General features: G+C 40.8%; 12 protein-coding genes and 3 pseudogenes. 9 read left to right on the top strand and 6 right to left on the bottom strand.

Annotation, left to right across the window (positions count from 1 at the left end; genetic code table 11):
* Positions 1 to 14 precede the first annotated feature (14 nt).
* The 6 genes and pseudogenes from phnX to ACFX4H_RS17305 all read left to right on the top strand — a co-directional run bounded on the left by phnX (position 15) and on the right by ACFX4H_RS17305 (position 7,222).
* Positions 15 to 845: a phosphonoacetaldehyde hydrolase gene (gene phnX / locus ACFX4H_RS17330; protein ID WP_249598787.1), complete on the top strand. Its 831-nt coding sequence runs from the start codon at positions 15 to 17 to the stop codon at positions 843 to 845.
* Between the two features lie 174 nt (positions 846 to 1,019).
* On the top strand, positions 1,020 to 2,783 hold the full coding sequence (xsc, locus tag ACFX4H_RS17325; RefSeq protein ID WP_054396365.1) for a sulfoacetaldehyde acetyltransferase: 1,764 nt from the start codon (positions 1,020 to 1,022) through the stop codon (positions 2,781 to 2,783).
* Between the two features lie 143 nt (positions 2,784 to 2,926).
* Positions 2,927 to 4,279 (top strand): aminotransferase, encoded by a 1,353-nt coding sequence (locus ACFX4H_RS17320; RefSeq protein WP_377435948.1) that lies wholly within the window; start codon positions 2,927 to 2,929, stop codon positions 4,277 to 4,279.
* 152 nt (positions 4,280 to 4,431) lie between these two features.
* A pseudogene (locus tag ACFX4H_RS17315) lies at positions 4,432 to 5,180 on the top strand (PIG-L family deacetylase).
* 31 nt (positions 5,181 to 5,211) lie between these two features.
* Positions 5,212 to 6,264 (top strand): YeiH family protein, encoded by a 1,053-nt coding sequence (locus ACFX4H_RS17310; RefSeq protein ID WP_377435921.1) that lies wholly within the window; start codon positions 5,212 to 5,214, stop codon positions 6,262 to 6,264.
* A gap of 250 nt (positions 6,265 to 6,514) precedes the next feature.
* Positions 6,515 to 7,222: a GntR family transcriptional regulator gene (locus ACFX4H_RS17305; RefSeq protein ID WP_034312712.1), complete on the top strand. Its 708-nt coding sequence runs from the start codon at positions 6,515 to 6,517 to the stop codon at positions 7,220 to 7,222.
* A 201-nt stretch (positions 7,223 to 7,423) separates the two neighbouring features.
* On the opposite strand, the gene ACFX4H_RS17300 is transcribed toward ACFX4H_RS17305, so the two are convergent.
* Positions 7,424 to 7,912, bottom strand: a complete 489-nt coding sequence (locus ACFX4H_RS17300; RefSeq protein WP_034312708.1) for a divergent PAP2 family protein — start codon at positions 7,910 to 7,912, stop codon at positions 7,424 to 7,426.
* 305 nt (positions 7,913 to 8,217) lie between these two features.
* On the opposite strand from ACFX4H_RS17300, the gene ACFX4H_RS17295 reads away from it, so the two are divergent.
* Together ACFX4H_RS17295 and ACFX4H_RS17290 are read left to right on the top strand one after the other, a co-directional pair.
* Positions 8,218 to 8,571: a hypothetical protein gene (locus ACFX4H_RS17295; RefSeq protein WP_283867919.1), complete on the top strand. Its 354-nt coding sequence runs from the start codon at positions 8,218 to 8,220 to the stop codon at positions 8,569 to 8,571.
* Between the two features lie 29 nt (positions 8,572 to 8,600).
* Positions 8,601 to 9,869, top strand: a complete 1,269-nt coding sequence (locus tag ACFX4H_RS17290) for an erythromycin esterase family protein (RefSeq protein ID WP_377435920.1) — start codon at positions 8,601 to 8,603, stop codon at positions 9,867 to 9,869.
* Between the two features lie 478 nt (positions 9,870 to 10,347).
* Here the strand turns inward: ACFX4H_RS17290 and ACFX4H_RS17285 are convergent.
* Positions 10,348 to 10,518, bottom strand: a pseudogene (locus ACFX4H_RS17285) (YitT family protein); the annotation flags it as partial.
* A gap of 41 nt (positions 10,519 to 10,559) precedes the next feature.
* Complete coding sequence (locus ACFX4H_RS17280) at positions 10,560 to 11,000, bottom strand: GNAT family N-acetyltransferase (RefSeq protein WP_377435919.1); 441 nt, start codon at positions 10,998 to 11,000, stop codon at positions 10,560 to 10,562.
* A gap of 122 nt (positions 11,001 to 11,122) precedes the next feature.
* On the opposite strand from ACFX4H_RS17280, the pseudogene ACFX4H_RS17275 reads away from it, so the two are divergent.
* Positions 11,123 to 11,497, top strand: a pseudogene (locus tag ACFX4H_RS17275) (MarR family winged helix-turn-helix transcriptional regulator).
* Positions 11,498 to 11,549: 52 nt separating this feature from the next.
* Here ACFX4H_RS17275 and ACFX4H_RS17270 read toward each other — a convergent pair.
* From ACFX4H_RS17270 to ACFX4H_RS17260, 3 genes are read right to left on the bottom strand one after another with little or no spacing between them, the layout of a single operon-like run.
* Complete coding sequence (locus ACFX4H_RS17270; protein WP_098185435.1) at positions 11,550 to 13,409, bottom strand: ABC transporter ATP-binding protein; 1,860 nt, start codon at positions 13,407 to 13,409, stop codon at positions 11,550 to 11,552.
* Positions 13,406 to 15,130 (bottom strand): ABC transporter ATP-binding protein, encoded by a 1,725-nt coding sequence (locus ACFX4H_RS17265; protein WP_328137595.1) that lies wholly within the window; start codon positions 15,128 to 15,130, stop codon positions 13,406 to 13,408. Before ACFX4H_RS17265 ends, ACFX4H_RS17270 begins: the two co-directional genes overlap by 4 nt.
* Positions 15,127 to 15,606: a MarR family winged helix-turn-helix transcriptional regulator gene (locus ACFX4H_RS17260; RefSeq protein WP_323603363.1), complete on the bottom strand. Its 480-nt coding sequence runs from the start codon at positions 15,604 to 15,606 to the stop codon at positions 15,127 to 15,129. Before ACFX4H_RS17260 ends, ACFX4H_RS17265 begins: the two co-directional genes overlap by 4 nt.
* Between the last annotated feature and the right edge of the window lie 275 nt (positions 15,607 to 15,881).

Below are 15,881 nucleotides of genomic sequence, written 5' to 3'. Positions count from 1 at the left end.
TGAGGAGGGGAGCAATGGAAAGGGCAAATGAATGCAAAGAGGTTCAAGCAGTGATATTCGATTGGGCAGGAACGACGGTGGATTATGGTTGTTTTGCACCGGTCCAAGCATTTGTCGAGATATTCAGGATAAGGGGGATAGATATTACCGTTAAGGAAGCAAGGGAACCTATGGGTTTATTGAAAATGGATCATATTATGGAACTCCTGAAAATGAAACGAATCTCTAATTTATGGAGTGCTAAATTCGGGAAAGAACCGGACGAAAGAGATTTAAATTCATTATATAAGGACTTTGAGGCTTTGCTTTTTAAGGTTCTAAAGGATAACGCCAAGCCAATACCCGGCGTAATTGAATTAGTCAGCCGTTTAAGGCAGCAAGGAATAAAAATCGGTTCGACAACGGGGTATACGCGTGAAATGATTGATGTTGTTAAAGAAGAGGCGGAAAAATGGGGCTATCAACCCGATTCCATCGTTGCGTCCACCGATGTGCCTACAGGTAGGCCTGCTCCTTGGATGTGCTTTAAGACGGCGATGAATCTCCAAGTGTATCCACTCAGCAAAATCGTTAAAGTGGGTGATACGATCAGTGACATCAAAGAAGGCATTTCTGCGGGAATGTGGACTGTTGCCGTATTGAAGGGCGGTAGTGAGATCGGCCTTTCAGAAGCAGAAATCAACGCAATGGACCCATATGATCTGCAAAAACGGATGAAAAATGCAGAAAACCGTTTTTTGAATGCTGGTGCCGATTTCGTAATTGATGAAATAGGTGATTTATTGGAGATCATCGATAGAATCAACTACAGATTGACTGAAAAAAAGGATATATTTATTGGTTAAAAAAGAGTCAAGTACATGAGTTAGTGACTATGATGGACAAATATTTCAAATTAATTCAAAATATTCAATTTATTTATTGACTGTTACGCCTATTGGTAGTATTATACATCTTATAACTGGTACGGACGTCGCAACGTCGTTATCAGAAATAAATTTAATTAAGGAGAATGTGCTATGGTCGAAACAAAAATGTTAAGAGGTACGAAAGTAAAAATGACACCAAGTGAAGCCATCGTTGAGACATTAGTGGCCGAGGGAGTTAAACATATCTCGGGAATTTTGGGATCTGCTTTCATGGATATGCTTGATTTATTGCCAACTGCAGGCATTCGTTTCATTGGTGTCCGCCATGAACAAAGTGCAGCACATATGGAAGATGCTTATTGTCGTGTCTCTGGTGTTGCAGGAGTTGTCATCGGACAAAACGGACCTGGAATGACGAATATGGTCACCTCTGTCGCAGCGGCCAATCAAGCTCATACTCCAATGGTGGTCATATCACCTTCAGCTGGTACACCAACAGTTGGATGGGATGGTTTTCAGGAATGCGATCAGGTTTCCATCTTCAAGGCAATCACGAAAGAAACGGTTAGAGTGACACACCCAGGCCGGGTCGCTGATTGCCTAAGGACAGCGTTTCGGATTGCCTATGCCGAGAGGGGACCGGTTTTATTCGATATCCCTCGTGATTACTTCTATGGTGAAGTGGAAGATCAAATACTTCAACCACATCAATATCGCGTGGATGAAAGGGGCTGCGGGTCTTCTGAATCCTTGGATAGAGCGGCAGAAATTTTAGCCGAGGCACAGTATCCGGTAATCATTTCCGGTAGGGGAACGGTTGATTCAGATGGCATTGAGGAAATCAAGAATATGGCAGAATATTTAACGGCTCCGGTAGCTGTCTCATATATGCATAATGATGCTTTTCCTGCTGATCATCCATTGTCAGTCGGCCCAATCGGTTACATGGGTTCAAAGGCTGCCATGAATACACTTAAGAAAGCGGACGTCATATTGGCGGTAGGCACAAGATTATCGGTATTTGGAACGTTACCATGCTATGACATTGATTATTTCCCTAAAGATGCGCAAATCATCCAAATTGATATTAACCCAAGACAAATAGCGAGGACGCACCCTGTGGAAGTGGGGATCATCGGAGATGCCCGCGAAGCGAGTCGTGAAATACTGAAACGGTTGAAGGCTAATAAACCAAACCTAAAACAAGAAAAAGAGCGGATAGTAGAAGTTACGAATGAAAAACAAAAATGGGAAGAAGAATTGGTGAATCTTGCGATGATCGATGGAACCCCGATCAATCCGCGTCGGGCCCTATTGGAATTGACAAAAGTGTTGCCTGAAAATGCCATCGTTACTACAGATATCGGTAATGTATCTTCAACTGCAAACGCTTACTTGAAATTCAATCAGGGACGCAGGCATATCGCTGCGCTTACATTCGGGAATACTGGATTTGCTTACCCATCCGCACTTGGTGCCAAATTAGCTGAGCCGAATACGCCCGTTATAGCCATTGTTGGAGATGGTGCGTGGGGCATGAGCTTACATGAAGTGAGTACGGCCGTGGAAGAAAACATACCGGTCATAGCATGTGTCTTCAATAATAATGCATGGTGCGCAGAGAAAAAGAATCAGGTCGATTTTTATAATAACCGCTTTGTAGGCGCGGATATCCAAAATCCTGATTTTGCAGAAGTTGCCCGATCAATGGGGGCTGTAGGCATTAGGGTGGAAAAAGCAGACGAGTTAGGCGCTGTCATTGAAAAAGCAATAAAATCAAACAAACCGACTGTCATTGATATACAAGTGGATGGAACACAATTGGCTCCGCCATTTAGAAAAGATGCATTAAAAATGCCTACTAGATTATTAGAAAAATATTCTCATTTAGATCATAAAAACTGGGATAAATAAAAAAAGGTGATAGGACAGCTGCGATGACTGATGAACGATTTGGGTCATCGCACCATCACCAATTCGTATTAAAGGGTCTGTAACAGCATGGGAACTTAACTTAGTTGCATTCGATGAAAAATAAGGGGGTTTCAAAAGTGAAGATGGAAACTGAAACGAAAGACCTTGTTCAAATGGATAAAGACCATTTATGGCATGCGATGCATCGCTATAATGAGAAGGATGCTCCCATGATGGCTACAGAAGGATCCGGCTCATGGTTCACTGATACTAAAGGGGATAAATATTTAGATGGTGTCTCCGGATTATGGTGCTTGAACCTTGGTCACGGACGAAAAGAGATTGCCCAGGCAGCCTATGAACAAATGATTAACTTATCTTACTTCCCTTTAACATTAAGTCATAAGCCGGCAATCGAATTATCTGCAAAAATAAGTGAACATTTAAAGGGCCCTTATACAACTTTTTTTACGAACAGCGGCTCTGAGGCGAATGAGACAGCTTTTAAAATAGCCAGGCAGTATCATTCCCAAAATGGAAATCATGGTAAATACAAGTTCATCTCAAGGTATAGAGCTTATCATGGCAATACTTTTGGCGCGCTAAGCGCAACTGCACAGGCTAATCGGAGAGTGAAATATGATCCGGCGGTTCCAGGTTTCCTGCATGTTCCACCCCCGTACAGTTATCGAAGCCCGTTTGGGGAAAACGTTGAAAACTCCGATTTGCTTGCAGCTGAATATATCGATCAGGTCATTAACTTTGAAGGAGCTGAAACGGTAGCGGGAGTTATCCTTGAACCATTCATCTCTGGTGGCGGGGTCCTTATTCCTTCAAAAGAATACTTAACGAGGGTTTCGGAAATCTGTAAGAAGCATGATGTTCTATTAATTGTGGATGAAGTGGTTTCAGGTTTTGGAAGAACCGGAAAAATGTTTGGGTTCATGCACTCAGATGGGGTTCAACCGGATATTGTTACGATGGCAAAGGGTTTGACCAGCGGTTATCTTCCACTTGGGGCAACGGCAGTGAATTCCAGGATTTATGAGAAGTTCAAAGACAACGGAAATTTAAATCATTTCAGGCATGTGTCAACATATGGAGGCCACCCTGCATCTTGCGCAGTTGCGCTAAAGAACATTGAAATCTTGGAAAATGAAAACATCGTTCAACGAGTATCTGAACTTAGTGAATCGACACTAAGCGCGCTCTTTGAATTGACAGCCCTGGATAAAGTAGGGGAGGTTCGGGGAGTTGGGTTTTTATATGGCATTGAATTAGTGGAAGATAAAAAGGCAAAAACGCCTGTTTCCGAAGAGTTCATGGGTAAAATAATCGGGGGTTGCAAGGCAAAGGGCCTTATCATCGGACGTAATGGTGATACGGTTCCTGGATATGGTAATGTACTCATCATTGCACCGCCTTTATCTTCGACCGTTGAAGATTTACGCTTTGTCATAGAAACGGTTAAATCCGTTTTATGTGAATTATGCTAATCAAAAAGATGATGAGCTTTAGGGTACTATCTATATAGAAGAAAAAAATGAAGATGGGCATGATATGTCTAGCCGATTTGACATCCATGTCCATTTTTTCATATTGAATCTAACAGTGTGGGAAAACTGGGGAATCCAAAGCAGGAGGAAATATGCAATCACAAAAAAGGTTATTGGTGGTTCTGGCACATCCCGATGATGAGTCATTCCTGTGTGGGGGAACCATTGCTAAAATGTCTGAGCGAGGTGTTCAGATAACTTTACTATGTGCGACAAAAGGCGAAATGGGCAGACGAATGGGAAATCCCATTGTAACAACAAGGGAGTCATTGCCAGAACTAAGGATGGAGGAGTTAAAAGAGCTTGTGAAGAATTGGGAATCAGTGATTTGCGATTTTTAAAGGTAAGGGATAAAACGATTGAATTTGAAAGCTTCGATTTATTGGCGGAGAGAATCGTAAAGGTGATTCGTGAAGTTCAGCCGGATGCGCTAATTACATTCCATGAGAAATACGGCGGGCATCCAGACCATTGTGCGATTGGCCGTGCTGCCGCATTTGCTTTCTTAAACTCCGGTGATCCCGATTTTTATCCAGATCCATTATTTCCAGCTATTAAGGTTCATAGTTTGTACTTTGTCCTTTGGCATGCCTTTTATGATGAATGGTTAAAGGAAAACGGGCCGGGCAGTGTCACAGAAGTCAATATAGCAGGGACTTTAAAGAAAAAGATCCGTGCCTTAAGGTCACATCGATCCCAGACTTTAGCGGTTCCTGAATTGTGGACGAATCAAAATCCAAGCTTGCCTTTTTTAAAGGAATCCGAGTATTTTATCAAAGGGAATTCTCTTCCTAATCTAGAAGAAACCGATTTTTTTCAAACGATTGAAAGGATGGGATGATTTAGTTTATCTGGAAAGGGGGAAGGAATGTATGGAATTAGAAAAATATGAGCCACTGGAAGAAGCACCTCAGGCACAGCAAAACCCACTTCAAAATAAGGTGCTTTTGTGGCTGAGCGGTATTGCTTTCACTTTTTTCATTGCCCTCTTAGGCTTGGGGCTGTCGAAGATTTCGGGATTCAATCGAATCGGTCCACTTGCATGCTCGATCATCATTGCCGTGATATATCGTCAAATTGCGGGATATCCAGAGAAATTCCGGACGGGAATCGAATTTTCCGCAAAAAAACTTTTGCGTTTTGCCATTATTTTATACGGGTTGAAATTAAATATCGATGTGATTTTCAATCAGGGACTGCCATTATTGGTACGTGACATAGGGACAGTAACATTCGCCATAGTCGTGATGGTCCTGATTGCAAAGTGGATTAAGGCAGATGCATCCATTTCTCTTCTTCTTGCTGTAGGAACCGGGATATGCGGTGCAGCAGCCATCGCGGCAATATCTCCAATCGTGAAAGCGAAGGAAGAGGATACAGCCATAGGCGTCGGGATAATCGCTTTAATGGGAACTCTTTTCTCCATTGTTTATACACTTTTACGTCCGATCCTTCCAATATCTGCTTTGGATTATGGAATCTGGTCTGGGATCAGTCTTCATGAAATCGCCCATGTTGCTTTGGCAGGAGCACCGGCTGGTGAAGATGCGCTAGCGATTGCACTCCTCGCCAAATTGGGACGTGTCTTTTTACTCATCCCTTTATGTTTCATTTTTATGTATTGGATGAAGAAGCGATCATCCGGGAAAATGGGGCATGATGCCAAAATTGATTTTCCATGGTTCCTCGTTGGTTTTATAATCATGAGCCTAATAGGAAGTTATGTGTTTGGAAGTTATATTACGGTTTCACCTCTCGTAATGGATGGCATTTCCAAAGCGACCACATTTATATTGACTATGGCCATGATCGGTCTTGGACTGAATGTTAGCCTGCAGGCACTGCGAACAAAAGCCATGCGTCCCTTTTTAGCCATGACCATTACCTCTTTGCTGCTTTCCATAATTTCGTACTTTATCATTTAATATATAAGCTTTCATATATGCCTGAAATGTGATGAAGGTTGCATATAGGATAAGCCCTGAATACATAGAGCTATTCAGGTTTTTTTTATTCACTCGAAGAAAAACGGTATATGAACGCTGGAAACTCAACATAATCCTAATTTAAGGGAAAAATTGAATGCCGGCATGTTTGAATATTATAACTATTTGGTTTACAATATAAGAACTGATACGAACATTACGATGTCTTTTTCTGTTTGGAGGAAATTTTATGGAGCTAGACTTTAAAAATCCAATCCCTTTACATGCTCAATTGAAAACCATATTGGAAAATCAGATTTTGGAAGGTTATTATAAAGACAAAATCCCGAGTGAAAGGGAACTGATGGATATGTATTCTGTCAGCAGGAGCACTGTACGGGAAGCCGTTTCCATCCTGGTTCGTGAGGGAATATTGGAAAAGAGACATGGGAAGGGAACGTTCGTCTCCCTTAAACCTGTGCAAGAATGGCTTAAGATGATAAGTTTTACGGAAACCACTAAAAGCATGGGGATTAAACTACTAGATCATGGCCGTGTAATGACACCTGAAAATATAGCTGATGCAAATGGGTTTGAGGATGAATCTTACCATATTAAAAGGCTGCGGTTACAGGGGGATGTCCCAATAGCCATTGAATTGCATTATTATTCTTTGGACCTAGGAAAAAAATTGACGAAATTCGATTTAAGTACAACCGTATTGTATGATGCACTCGAAGGTGAATTAAACATTGACTTTTGTGAAGCGGAACAAATCATAACCTGCGGCTTTCCAACAAAAGAAGATGCAGAACATTTAGGTATAGCCGAAACGATGTGCTTACTGATTACAGAACGAATGATTTTTGATTCTGATGGTAACTTAGTAGAATATTATAAAGGGTTATTCAGATCGGATATGTATTCATTCGCAATGAAAATGTCCAGGAAGAATTGAATTCCACATAAAGTGATCTAAGCCTTTCTAAAAAGAAGAGAGGCTTAGGTCATTTTCAAATCTACCGGGATCCAATAATACGATTTTTATTGGAGAGTATGCCGATGTTAATAACATAGGCATGTTTTAAAATAACCTATTGTTATATTCAAATTGTGTACTTACCTCAAGAGCTAAAGGATTAAGGCTTGCCCACCGTTTTCAGCCGTTCGGTTTTGAGGGCTTGCCATCCTCCAATTTAGCCGAAATAAGCCCAAGGGCAACTCCCAGCAACGCACCTGCTCCCACTTCCACAGGCTGATGTCCGAGCAGTTCATTCAGTTCCTTCTCACGCTCAACATACTCAAAGCTCGGAAACTCTCCGGAAAATTTGGCCATATTATCTTCAAGATCATTCACGAGCTTAGCGATTTCGCCTGTATGGCGGCGAATGCCCTGAGCATCATACATCACAATCACGCCAAACACTGTCGCAAGCGATGTTTCCGTATGCAGCCATCCTTTATTCGCTGCCACATACGCTGCCAGGGCGGCCACTCCCGCAGAGTGCGAACTGGGCATGCCGCCCGTTGTGAAAGCCTGCTTCGAATCCCACTTTCCCGTCAGCTTATAATGCGTTAAAATTTTCAACCCTTGCGCAATGCCAATAGCCGACAGCGCCGTTAAAATTCCCCGATTCATCTTTTCCATGAGCAACTCCTCCACTCCAGACCAGTCCAACCCAACCCAATCCGGGAATTTATCTTCCCTCTTTTGATACCCCAAAAATATTTTTTATATGCAGCAGTTTCATGATGAATGAATCATGATATCACTTTTTGCTGTATCCGAGTTCAGCTGAAGCATCATATCCGAGGTGGGTTCAGGCTTATTTTTTTCGGGAAAGGTCACTATTTCATAATAATATTTATAGGATGGGAACCTTAAGGAAAATATATAACGGAAGATAATTAACATGGTTTTAAGGTGGCAATGGAATGAACAAGATCAAGGATATGAATCCGAAAGAGTTAAAAAAGATCATGACGGTAACCGAGAGAATGTCTTTCACAAAAAACTTCAGGTCCGCTACTGCGGAAGAATGGTTCGTATTCATACCAGGCTTCAATGATCCAGGTACAGGGGGAGCTGCTGGAAAGGCTATAGTTCACTACAACCTATATGGAAACAAAGATATGTTCATTAACACAACGGTCATACTGGATGACCCTGTTCTATTTGCGGAAGAAAATTTTCAGCTGGTTTACTCTATTTGTGATGAACTTATAAATCGTCTAGTGGGATACGCTGATACTTTACTGTCCGTACACGCAGGTTCCAATTCTTATAATGCCGAGTACAAACGATAATGTTCATAAGATAACAAGGAGGAAAAACGGTGAAACATAATCTTGTTCAGTCAATAGTCGAACAATCAGTCATGCTTACAAGTGAAGCAGATTGGGATAAGCTCATTCAACAAGTTAATAATGCAAAATTTGTTTTGCTGGGTGAGGCATCACATGGGACATCCGAATTTTACACGGCACGAGTTGAAATAACAAAAAAGCTGATTCAAGAAAAAAGGTTCACCTTTGTAGCCGTTGAAGGCGATTGGCCCGCATGCCAGGCAATAAATAGGTATGTTAAAGGCTATGACCTAGTGACTAAATCCGCAAAGGATGTGCTAAAAAGTTTTGACCGCTGGCCGACCTGGATGTGGGCAAACGAGGAAATGATCGACCTGATTGAATGGATGAAAGAATACAATGAGTCTGGACAAAATCAAACGAAAGTTGGATTTTATGGGATAGATATCTACAGTCTTTGGGAATCCATGGATGAAGTTATCCGTTACTTAAAACAAATTGATTCAACTGACTTTGAAGCTGCCAGACAGGCGTTCACTTGTTTTGAGCCATTCAATCGGAATAACGAGGAGTACGCAGTTTCTGCAGGTATTTTTTCGGAAGACTGTATAGAGGAAGTAGCCAAATTACTGACGACTATTCAACGAAAAAAAGAAAAATACCCTCATCACGAAGAATTGAATTTGAATCTTCAAGTGAATGCATTGGTAGCATACAATGCCGAAAATTATTACAGGACCATGGTCGTCCATGATGATAGATCATGGAATATTCGAGATATGCATATGGTTGATGCACTTAATGAAATTATGGATTTTTACGGCTCTGAAGGCAAGGCGATTGTATGGGAACATAATACCCATGTTGGTGACGCCAGCGCTACTGATATGAAAGATTCGGGGATGATTAATGTCGGCCAGGTCATTCGAGAGCAAAACCCGACTGAAGATGTATTTATCACAGGTTTCGGAACCTACAGAGGAACTGTTATAGCAGCAGAGGAGTGGGGCGTGGATTTCGAAATTAAAACAGTACCCCCGGCAATGAAGGGAAGTTGGGAGGAGGCGATGCACCTTTCGGGGGCTTATGATAAGTTGCTAATTTTCACTGATGAAAATCGTCAGCTATTCCAAGGGAGGATTGGACATCGGGCGATTGGGGTTGTATACAGACCAGAATATGAACAATATGGTAACTATGTACCTTCTGTAATGTCAGATAGATATGATGCTTTTATTTATATTGATGAAACCCAGGCCCTTCACCCGCTCGTTCAAGAAAAAGCACCCGTTCGGTAATAAAAAGACGAAGCCGTTTATGTTATAAACGGCTTCGTCTTTTTGTTCGTGCTTATTCTTAATGCTACCCAATGTTGGAGATATTATCGCGACGGAAACCAAATTTATTGGTTTGATCATTTCTATTTTCAACTGAGATTAATGAAAATCTAATGAATCGTTACGTGCAAAGCGATTTAATTTTTAAATTAAAAACCATTTCATAAATAATGGTTCAGTTAGACAAAAGGGTTCTTTCTAAAAGTAAAACAAAGTTGATTGGAGCGGGTGTACGAGACTCCTGCGGGAAAAGCGCGTCCAGGGGAGACCCCGCAGGCGCAAAGGCGCCGAGGAGGCTCCCGGACCGCCCGCGGAAAGCGAGTGCCTGGAGTGGAAATCAACGTTCAAATTATACAATCCCCTAAAAAAATTGATTTTCACCGATTTTGTCTACAGTCTGAAACCATTCTATAAGAATGGTTTTTATGTTGATATCTATTTACGGATGGACTGGTTTTTTATATAAACTGCCAATTAATAATATGAAGTAATTAAGAATCGGGCCTCCTAAACAGACGGTTAATAAAGTTCCGATACCTATTGGTCCACTGAAAGTGATTGCCAAAACCAAGAAGAATAGATAAATGAATGTTTTTGAATATAGTGTATTCATTCCAGTTTGTTAATGTTTGTTTTACTCACATTTAACACTTATTCGTTAACCAGTTCCTTTATCATTAATAGATGTGGACCGCCATCTTCCATAAAGACATCGGATGAAGTCCGATAGCCGAGTTTTTTATAAAAGCCCTCTGCCTGTGTTTGCCCATGTAATTTAAGCTGATTAATACCTTGTTCCTTTGCAATTTCTTCCAACGTTTTAAGTATTATTTTCCCGAGACCAAATTTACGGTAAGGCTCCAAGATGCAAATTCTCTCCAATTTACCAAACCCATCAACAACTCTTAATCTTCCAGTTCCGACTGGCTTTTCATTATAATAGACTAATATGTGTTCAGATAAAGCATTAAGTGTATCAAATTCATCAAATTCAAATTCTAATGGGAAACCTTGTTCCTCGACAAATACTTCTTTTCTGATATGAAAGGCTATTTTTAAATCATTTTCAGTAGTTATTCTTTTTGAATCCAATGTTCTTCATCCCTTTTCTAGATTTATATAAAAAGACAAGTCATAATAAATGTATATTCCTATTTTAGTATAAATGAAATTATTTTTGTTGTAAATACAACAAAAAGTCAGGGGCTTTTTGAATGAAGGAAATACTCTGTGAAATTGGAATGATAGCAAGGGAATTGGATCTTAAGTAATATCGAATTTAAAGAATTTGACCTTACAAAAGGGCAGTATTTGTATCTTGTTCGAATATGTGAAAACCCAGGTATCATTCAGGAAAAGTTAGCAGAAATGATGAGGAAAACAAAAAAATTAAAAAGCTATATGCAACCGATAAAGGTGAAAAGGTCTATCCTTTTTTGAAAAAAGAAGGGGAGTATACTTACAAGGTTGCGTTATCCGGATTTTCTTTGGACGAAACGGAAACGATGCTTCATCTTCTTCAAAGAGTCAGAAAAAATATTGAGGTAGATTGGGAATTTGTGAAAAAGGGAAATGAAAGGGGGAATTGATACATAATAAGAAAGAGGCTCGATTCCGGTTCGGAATCGAGCCTCTTTCTTATTATCCAGCCACATTTTCAGTGAACTGACTATTGTATAGCTCTGCGTAGAAACCATTCTCCCTTAAAAGGTCTGAATGCGTTCCTTTCTCTATCACTTTTCCTTGTTCCATAACAAGAATCAAATCTGCATCCTTAATCGTTGAGAGACGATGGGCAATGACAAAGCTGGTTCGTCCTTCCATCAGTCGGTTCATGGCCTTTTGGATAAAGACTTCTGTCCGAGTGTCCACACTAGACGTCGCTTCATCCAAAATCATGATTGGCGGATCTGCTAGAACAGCCCGGGCGATTGTCAAAAGCTGCTTTTGGCCTTGTGAGATGTTCGAAGCTTCTTCGTTTAAGATTGTCTCATAACCATCTGGCAGTGTCCGAATGAAATGGTCGGCATGTGCCGTCCGGGCAGCTGCAAAAATTTCTTCATCAGTTGCTCCATTTTTGCCATAAGCGATATTTTCTTTAATCGTACCATTAAAGAGCCAAGTATCTTGAAGTACCATACCAAAATTCTTTCGAAGATCATTACGTGACATATTCCGTGTATCAAGACCATCAATCGTAATCTTTCCGCCATTGAGTTCATAAAATCTCATCAAGAGATTTATCATGGTCGTTTTTCCAGCACCAGTCGGTCCAACAATTGCGACCGTCTGTCCAGGCAAGACATCGATGTTCATATCTTCAATTAACATTTCTTCCCCATATCCAAAGTCCACATGTTCAAAAGAGACAGCACCATTTGCCCTTTTTATATTAACTGTGGTTTGTTCTTTCATTTCCTCTTCTTCATCAAGTAGTTCAAAAACACGCTCAGCGGCTGCAACCGTCGACTGAATAATGTTAGCGATGTTAGCCGTTTGTGTGATTGGCTGGGTGAACTGCTTTGAATATGTGATGAATGCTTGAATGTCACCAATTGAAATCGAACGTTGCGTTACCAATATTCCGCCGACAACGCTGATGAGGACATAGCTCAAATTTCCGATAAAGAACATTACCGGCATGATGATACCCGATATAAACTGGGCTTTGCTTCCCGCTTTATACAATTCTTCATTAACTTCAGTAAACTGGGCACTCGCTTTTTTTTCATATCCGAATGCTTTAACGACTTGATGGCCGGTATATATTTCTTCAATGTGACCATTTAATTGTCCGAGTTTACGCTGTTGATCGGCAAAATGTTTTTGGGATCTTTTTAAAATAGGCCGGATTGCAAATATTGACAAAGGTAAGCTGATTATCGAGATTAATGTCAATAATGGGCTTATCGAAAGCATCATGATGATAATCCCCACAATCGTTACGATTGATGTGATGAATTGCGTTAAGCTTTGCTGAAGGGTGCTCCCGATTGTATCAATATCATTTGTCATTCGGCTAAGTGTTTCACCGTTTGGACGTCCTTCAAAATATTTGAGTGGAAGTTTCTCGAGCTTTTTGTTCACATCTTCTCGAAGATCATATACCGTGTCTTGTGCAACACTTGACATAATGTATTGTTGTACATAGCTGAAAAGGCTGCTTAAAGCATAAAGTCCGGCAAGGAGTAGAAGAATCTGGCCAATTTTATCAAAGTTAATAGCTGCTCCTGGTATTCCCTGGAATTTCCCGTAAGCTCCTTCGAATAATTCTGTAATTGCATTTCCCATGATCTTCGGTCCTACAATCATAAAAATCGTACTCATGATTGCAGCTAAGAACACGGAAATCAATCTGTTGCGCCTCGGTTTTAAATAGGTCAATAGACGTTTTAGTGTTCCTTTAAAATCTTTTGCTTTTTGACCCATCATCATCATGTTACCGCCACCAGGGCCATGCCCGACCTGACCGCCGCCTTGAGGTTTTTTTTGATTACTCATGCAATTTCCTCCTCTGTGAGCTGTGATAAGGCAATTTCACGGTAAATGTCGTTTGTGCTAAGCAACTCTTGGTGTGTTCCAATGCCTACAATGTGGCCTTCGTCTAACACAATGATTCGGTCAGCATCAACGACGGTACTGACACGCTGTGCAACGAGTAGTACCGTCGAATTTTTCGTTTCATCTTTCAGGGCTGCGCGAAGGTTGGCATCAGTCTTGTAGTCCAGTGCAGAAAAACTATCATCGAATATATAAATATCCGGTTTTCGAATGAGTGCCCTTGCAATCGAAAGCCGTTGTTTTTGCCCTCCTGATAGGTTTGAACCGCCTTGATCGATTTCTGCCTCATAGCCGCCTTTCATATTGCTGATAAAATCCTCCGCTTGTGCGATCCGAGCCGCATGCTCAACTTCATCTTGTGTGGCTGTTTGTTTTCCAAAGCGAATGTTTTCAGAGATAGTACCTGTAAAGAGGGAGGCCTTTTGTGGTACAAAGCCAATTTTTGAACGGACTTCATCTTGTGATGACTTACGAATATCAACACCATTGACGCGAATCGTTCCGCTTGAAATATCATAGAAGCGAGGGATCAAATTGATAAGAGTGGTTTTCCCGGAACCTGTTCCACCGATTATTGCGGTTATTTCACCAGGATTTGCAGAAAAACTAATATCCGATAATGCAGGTTCTTCTGCTCCTGGATAACTGAACGTAACATGTTCAAATTCAAGGGTACCGTGTACACGATCTGCTTTTTCTGTGCCCTCATCCAGGAATGAAGGTTTCATGTCAAGGACTTCGTTTATCCTTGTTGCCGACACGGAAGCTCGTGGAACCATAACGAACATCATGGAAGCCATAACGAGAGCGAACATAATTTGCATAACATATTGGATAAATGCCATTAAGTCGCCGATCTGCATACCGCCGTTATCAATACGGACTCCACCAAACCAAATGATACCAACAACCGTCAAGTTCATGACAAGCATCATTACAGGCATCATGAAGGCCATGATTTTATTGACTCTGATTGAGACATCCGTTAATTCTTTATTCGCTTTCTTTAGACGTTCTTTCTCTTGTGTTTCACGATTGAAGGCACGAATGACGCGAATGCCAGTTAAATTTTCTCGTAATACAAGGTTCAACCGGTCTAATCGTTTTTGAACCGTTTGAAAGAGCGGCACACCTTTATATAGAATAAGCAAGATTGACCCAATCAAAAAAGGCATTGTGACAACAATGACAAGTGATAATTTTGCATCCATGGATACAGCCATGATTACTCCGCCGATTAACATGATAGGTGCACTGATAACCATACGAAGCATCATGATAACCACTTGCTGGACTTGTGTTATATCATTGGTCGTACGTGTAATCAATGACGCCGTACCGACTTCATCAAATTCTTGTAACGAAAATTTTTCAACGTGATTAAAGACCTTCAGGCGGAGATCGCGTCCCATTCCCATTGCCGCTTTGGACGAATAGTAACTTGCGATTATGGATGCACAAGCGCCAAGTGCGGAAACCAACAGCATAAAACCGCCGATTTTCCAAATATAAGAAGTGTCTCCTCGAACAACGCCTTTGTCAATAATATCAGCCATTAGTGTAGGCAAAAAGAGGTCCGACATGGACTGAATAAAAACCAGACCGATAACTGCTAAAATAATCCACTTATAAACGGATAAATTTTTCAGTATTTTTATCATTTTGTACACTCTCCCTGTTCGGTTGCTTGTGCTTCTAAAAAGTTTGTAATTTGAAGATGTGTTTTTAGCAACTCTTCAAACTGTTCTTCGGTAAGCATTTCAATGGCCGTTTGAAAGACTTGGTGAATGCTTCCTTCGTGAAAATGAATCGTTTTTAATAAATTCTCGCCCTTTTCGGTGATTGACAATTGAATCTCACGCCGGTTGCCCTCCACAGGCTCACGATGGAGCAAACCTCCGCGAACCAGACCATCGACCGCTTGGCTCAAGGTGCTTTTTGGAAGAAATGTTTTCTCCCCGACATTTTTTTGGGAGGTCTCTTTGTAAAGGGTAATGGTCATCAAAATGGAATATTGAGGAACTGTTAATCCATTTTCTGCAGCTGTCTTTTGAACGAACCGCATGATATTTTTCTGTACGTTCCAAAATGAACGCAATAGTTGTACGGAACCCATTAATTGTTTTTCATTCTCCACTCAACATCACCATTCTTTCTGTATTGAACTGTTCCATTTCGAACATTTAATTTTATGAATCATTTTAATTTACAGCTATTCTTCCGCTTAGTCAACCAATAAATAACTTCAACACCAAGGCTTTTATCTCTTGGTGCTTATATGGAAATGAGTTAAAGTCAGGTCAGGCCAAAACTGTTAAACCCATTGTATTTTTGTTAAAGAAAGGTTTTCTCGTGAAAACAACGATACAAAGTGAAATTAACTTGAAAATGTGAGATGAAAAGTGGTAGGAT

Origin of the sequence: Peribacillus sp. YIM B13477, from assembly GCF_042787955.1 — a bacterium.
In the GTDB taxonomy this organism is placed as follows: Bacteria; Bacillota; Bacilli; order Bacillales; family DSM-1321; genus Peribacillus; species Peribacillus frigoritolerans.
The sequence above is the reverse complement of the archived record's forward strand: the minus strand, read 5'-3'. Positions and strand labels throughout refer to the sequence as shown.

Bases quoted from the DNA above. Each gene is read 5' to 3' on its own strand.
- phnX (WP_249598787.1), top strand. From the start codon at position 15: ATGGAAAGGGCAAATGAATGCAAAGAGGTTCAAGCAGTGATATTCGAT.
- xsc (WP_054396365.1), top strand. From the start codon at position 1,020: ATGGTCGAAACAAAAATGTTAAGAGGTACGAAAGTAAAAATGACACCA.
- ACFX4H_RS17320 (WP_377435948.1), top strand. From the start codon at position 2,927: ATGGAAACTGAAACGAAAGACCTTGTTCAAATGGATAAAGACCATTTA.
- ACFX4H_RS17310 (WP_377435921.1), top strand. From the start codon at position 5,212: ATGGAATTAGAAAAATATGAGCCACTGGAAGAAGCACCTCAGGCACAG.
- ACFX4H_RS17305 (WP_034312712.1), top strand. From the start codon at position 6,515: ATGGAGCTAGACTTTAAAAATCCAATCCCTTTACATGCTCAATTGAAA.
- ACFX4H_RS17300 (WP_034312708.1), bottom strand. From the start codon at position 7,912: ATGGAAAAGATGAATCGGGGAATTTTAACGGCGCTGTCGGCTATTGGC.
- ACFX4H_RS17295 (WP_283867919.1), top strand. From the start codon at position 8,218: ATGAATCCGAAAGAGTTAAAAAAGATCATGACGGTAACCGAGAGAATG.
- ACFX4H_RS17270 (WP_098185435.1), bottom strand. From the start codon at position 13,409: ATGAGTAATCAAAAAAAACCTCAAGGCGGCGGTCAGGTCGGGCATGGC.
- ACFX4H_RS17265 (WP_328137595.1), bottom strand. From the start codon at position 15,130: ATGATAAAAATACTGAAAAATTTATCCGTTTATAAGTGGATTATTTTA.